General features: G+C 71.8%; 3 protein-coding genes. All 3 read left to right on the top strand.

Features of this window, described 5'->3' with window-relative positions:
- The first annotated feature begins 25 nt into the window (after positions 1–25).
- Complete coding sequence (locus tag GXP76_RS34025) at positions 26–1,390, top strand: GH1 family beta-glucosidase (RefSeq protein WP_242575483.1); 1,365 nt, start codon at positions 26–28, stop codon at positions 1,388–1,390.
- Between the two features lie 144 nt (positions 1,391–1,534).
- Positions 1,535–3,412 (top strand): discoidin domain-containing protein, encoded by a 1,878-nt coding sequence (locus tag GXP76_RS34030; RefSeq protein WP_242575481.1) that lies wholly within the window; start codon positions 1,535–1,537, stop codon positions 3,410–3,412.
- Between the two features lie 273 nt (positions 3,413–3,685).
- A partial coding sequence (locus GXP76_RS34035) for a hypothetical protein (protein ID WP_242575482.1) occupies positions 3,686–4,918 on the top strand: 1,233 nt, incomplete at its 3' end.

Below are 4,918 nucleotides of genomic sequence, written 5' to 3' on the forward strand. Positions count from 1 at the left end.
GGACCTCGCCCGCCCCGCCGCGGCGATCAAGGGCCTGCCCGGCGACTTCCGCTGGGGCGTCGCCACCTCCGCCTACCAGATCGAGGGAGCGGCTGCCGAGGACGGCAGGACCCCCTCCATCTGGGACACCTTCTGCCGGGTACCGGGTGCGGTGGAAGGCGGTGAGCACGGCGACGTGGCGTGCGACCACTACCACCGGATGCCGCAGGACGTGGAGCTGATCGCGGGCCTCGGCGTCGACACGTACCGCTTCTCGCTCGCCTGGCCGCGCATCCAGCCCGGCGGGCGCGGGCCGGCCAACGCGAAGGGCCTGGACTTCTACAAGCGCCTCGTCGACGAGCTGCACGGCAGGAACATCACGCCCTGGATCACGCTCTACCACTGGGACCTGCCGCAGGAGTTGGAGGACGCGGGCGGCTGGCCGGCCCGTGACACCGCCTACCGCTTCGCCGACTACGCGGCGCTCGCCTACGAAGCGCTCGGCGACAGTGTCAAGCACTGGACCACGCTCAACGAGCCCTGGTGCTCGGCGGTCCTCGGCTACGACGCGGGCGTCCACGCGCCCGGCCGCAAGGACTTCGGCGACTCCATCCGCGCCGTCCACCACCTCCTGCTCGGCCACGGACTCGCCTCGCGGCGCATCCGCGACGCCGCGGGCGACAACCCGCTCGAACTCGGCATCACCCTCAACCTCGGTACGGCGACGCCCGAGACCGACAGCGAGGCCGACCGCGAGGCGTGCCGCCGCGCCGACGGCCAGGGCCGGCGCCTCTACCTCGACCCGCTCGTCCACGGCCGCTACCCCGAGGACGTCGTCGCCGACCTCGCGCTGCGCGGCGCCGAACTGCCCGTCCAGGACGGCGACCTGGAGATCATCGCCAATCCGCTGGACGTCCTCGGCGTCAACTTCTACCGCGGAGCCCTGTTCTCCGGCGTCACCGAGAGCGGATCCCCGGTCGACGACAACGGGCTGCCCGTCACCCGCGGCGTGCCCCGTGACCTGCCCCGTACCGCCATGGACTGGGAGATCACGCCGACCGAACTCACCGACCTCCTCCTGGGGATCCAGGAGGACTACGCCATCCCCACCGTCATCACCGAGAACGGAGCGGCCTTCGACGACACCGTCGCCGCCGACGGCTCCGTCCCGGACGCGGACCGGACCGCGTACCTCGCGGACCATCTCGCTGCCGTCGCCGAGGCGCGCGCACAGGGCGCCGACGTACGCGGCTATTTCGCCTGGTCGCTGATGGACAACTTCGAGTGGGCGTACGGCTACGACAAGCGCTTCGGCATTGTCCGCGTCGACTACGACACCCAGGTCAGGACCCTCAAGGACAGCGCCAAGTGGTACCGCGACACGATCGGGCTCACCCGCGAAGCGCGATAGGTCCCCACCGGACCCCGGCTCCCGCACCCGCCCCGGTCACACCACGGACCGGCGGCGGGGCGGGGCCCCGCCCGCACACATCACTCGCGGTAACACCCCCGTACGGACATCGCTCCACTCACCCGTATCGCCAACGGCTCAACGATGCCCCCACGTACGTCCTTACTCGCGACCACGACCCTCGCCCTGCTCGCGCTGTCGGCGCCGCTCGCCTTCAGCGCACCGCCGCAGCCGCGCGCCGTCCAGGCCGCCGCGGCCTGGAACACCGACCGCGCGGCGGAAGCCGTCGCGGCCAGACCGGCGGCCGTCACCACCTCCGGCACCGAGAACGCCGGCACCCCCGCCTCCGCCGCCTTCGACAGCAACCCCGCCACGCGGTGGGCCAGCGACTTCGCCGACAACGCCTGGATCCAGGTCGACCTCGGCAGCGTCATCCGTGTCAGCCAGGTCAAGCTCGAATGGGAAGCCGCCTACGGCAAGCAGTACGTCCTGGAGATCTCCAGGAACGGCACCGACTGGACGGACTTCTACACCGAGAACGAGGGCACCGGCGGCACCGTCACCGCGCACACCTACCCGCAGGAGGCCACCGGGCGCTACGTCCGGATGCGCGGCGTCGAGCGCGCCACCGCCTGGGGCTACTCCCTCTTCTCCTTCCAGGTCTTCGGCGGCGAACCCGCCCCCGCCTCCACCACGCGCAGCAATCTGGCGCTGAACCACCCCGCGTACGGCAACCTCTACCAGCACGCCGGCAACTCACCGGCCTTCGTCACCGACGGCGGCTGGCCGGCCGACCTCAAGGCCGACCAGTCCCGCTGGTCGAGCGACTGGAACCAGAACCGCTGGGTCGGGGTGGACCTCGGCGCGCGGTCCACCATCCAGTCCGTCGACCTCTACTGGGAGGCGGCCTACGCGGTCAACTTCGACCTCCAGGTCTCCGACGACAACCGCAACTGGCGCACCGTGTACCAGCCTTCGGCCGCGCAGATCGCCGAGCGCCGCGCCGACATCAAGTCTCCCGGCGACGCGGTCGGCCGGCACGACACGATCAATCTGCCGACCCCGGCCACCGGCCGTTACGTGCGGATACTGGGCAAGGAGCGGCGCTCCTTCTACAACCCGGCCCCGTCCACGGCGCAGTTCGGCTACTCGCTGTACGAGTTCCAGGTCTGGGGCACCGGTGGCAGCGCGGCGGCGGCGTACCCTGCACTGCCGCAGAACCCGGGCGGCGCCTACCGGCAGACCTTCTTCGACGACTTCACCGGATCCGGCCTCGACCGCGACAAGTGGCGCGTGGTCCGCACCGGCCAGGAGATGGGCTCCGTCAACGGCGAGTCGCAGGCGTACGTGGACTCTCCGGACAACATCAAGACTCAGAACGGCGCGCTCGTCCTGGAGTCCAAGTACTGCAAGGGCTGCACCACGGTGCCGGGCGGCGGCACGTACGACTTCACCTCCGGCCGCGTCGACACCAACACCAAGTTCGACTTCACCTATGGCAGGGTCAGCGCCCGTATGAAGCTCCCCGTCGGCGACGGCTTCTGGCCGGCGTTCTGGCTGCTGGGCAGCGACGTCGACGACCCGTCGGTGTCCTGGCCGGGCTCCGGCGAGACGGACATCATGGAGAACGTGGGCTACGCGAACTGGACGAGCACCGCGCTGCACGGCCCCGGCTACTCGGCCGCCGGCAACGTCGGCAAGTCGCAGACATTCCCGAACGGCGGCAGGGCGGACCAGTGGCACACCTACGCCGTCGAGTGGACGCCCGAGGGCATGGTCTTCACCGTCGACGGCCAGGTCGTCCAGACCACGTCGCGGCAGAAGCTGGAGTCGACCCGAGGGCAGTGGGTCTTCGACCACAACCAGTACGTGATCCTCAACCTGGCGCTGGGCGGCGCCTACCCGGCCGGGCACAACCAGGTCACCACGCCCTACTGGGGCCTGCCCCAGTCGAGCGTCGACAGGGTCGCGCAGGGCGGGGTGAAGGCGGAGATCGACTGGGTGCGGGTGGAGCAGAAGTAGACGACCGGATGTGACGGCGCGGGCCCCGCGCCGTCCGGCCCCCCATGAGTGACGCACCCGCGCCTCCCCGCCCGGGTGCGCCGCTCGTTCCGGGGCCGGGGCCGGGGCGCTACCGGCGGACCACCCCGTACCGGGCCCCGTACGCGCCCCGGTCGCACCGCCCCGTACCGGCCACGGTGCGCCCCGCACCGCCCCGCACCGCCCCCGTTCTGTCCTCGTTCCGTCATATTCGGCCCCGTCCGGATCGTGCCGCCCTCCGGTACCGTCGGTGATATGAGGACGAGGCTGTTCACCACTCTGTCCGGGTTGCTGCTCGCCTTCTCGGGCGCCGCCGTTGTCGCGGCGCCGGGCGCGCAGGCAGCAGCCACCGGCCCCGATGCCGTGGCCGAGGCCTTCAAGAAGGGCCCGGTCTATGTCGACCCGCGCGCCGCCGGCCAGCTCTCCGGGTCGGACGCCGACGCGCTGACGAAGAAGATCAAGGACGCGGACAAGCCGGTCTTCGTCGCCGTCCTGCCGCAGTCCGCCGATTTCGACCCGGACGACACACTGCTGAACAGGCTCCGGGACGCGACCGGGGTGTCAGGCGTGTACGCCGTACGCCTCGGCGACAGGTTCGACGCCGCCGCCGATGCCCGGGTGCTGCCGCCGGACGCGGTCCGTTCGATCACCGACGGTGCGCGGGGCACCGGCCCCGTCGCGGCGTCGACGGAACTCAACAACTTCGTGGACCAGGCCCTCGCCGAATCGCGTGGCCAGGCGCCGGCGGGCTGGGACACGTCCTCCGGTGACGGCACCGGCGGCGGAGACGCGGCGACCGGGCTGATCACGCTCGGTGGCATCGTCGTACTGGGCGGCGCCGGTGTGTACGCGGTGCTGCGCCGCAACCGCCTCCGTAAGGAGGAGCGCGACAGACAGGCCCTCGACAAGCTCAGGGTCGTCGTGGACGAGGACATCACCGCCTTCGGCGAAGAGCTGGACCGCCTCGACTTCCACCCGGGCGAGAAGGGCGCCGACGACGCGATGCGCGCCGACTACGAGCACGCGCTGGACGCGTACGAGAAGGCGAAGTCCCTCATGGCCGCGGCCACGCGCCCCGACGACGTACGCGGGGTGACCGAGGCGCTGGAGGACGGCCGGTTCTCGCTCGCCTCGCTGGCCGCGCGACGGGAGGGCACGCCGCTCCCGGAGCGCCGTTCGCCGTGCTTCTTCGATCCCCGGCACGGCCCCTCGGTCAAGGACGTGGACTGGTCGCCGCCGCCCGGCGGCACCGTCCGCCCGATCCCCGTCTGCGCGGCCGACGCGGCGCGCCTGGAGGACGGCGACGACCCGATGACACGGATGGTGCAGACCGAACACGGTCCGCGCCCGTACTACGACGCCGGGCCGGCGTACGGCCCCTGGGCCGGCGGCTACTTCGGGGGCGGCATCCTCCCCGGCCTGCTGGTCGGCACCCTGCTCGGCACCGCCCTGAGCACCCCCACCTACGCCGCGGACTTCGGCGGCGGC

It is taken from the genome of Streptomyces sp. NP-1717 (assembly GCF_022695985.1).
Lineage (GTDB): Bacteria > Actinomycetota > Actinomycetes > Streptomycetales > Streptomycetaceae > Streptomyces.

What these genes read in the sequence shown, in the direction of transcription:
- GXP76_RS34030 (WP_242575481.1), top strand. Translation starts at nt 1,535, where the DNA reads ATGCCCCCACGTACGTCCTTACTCGCGACCACGACCCTCGCCCTGCTC.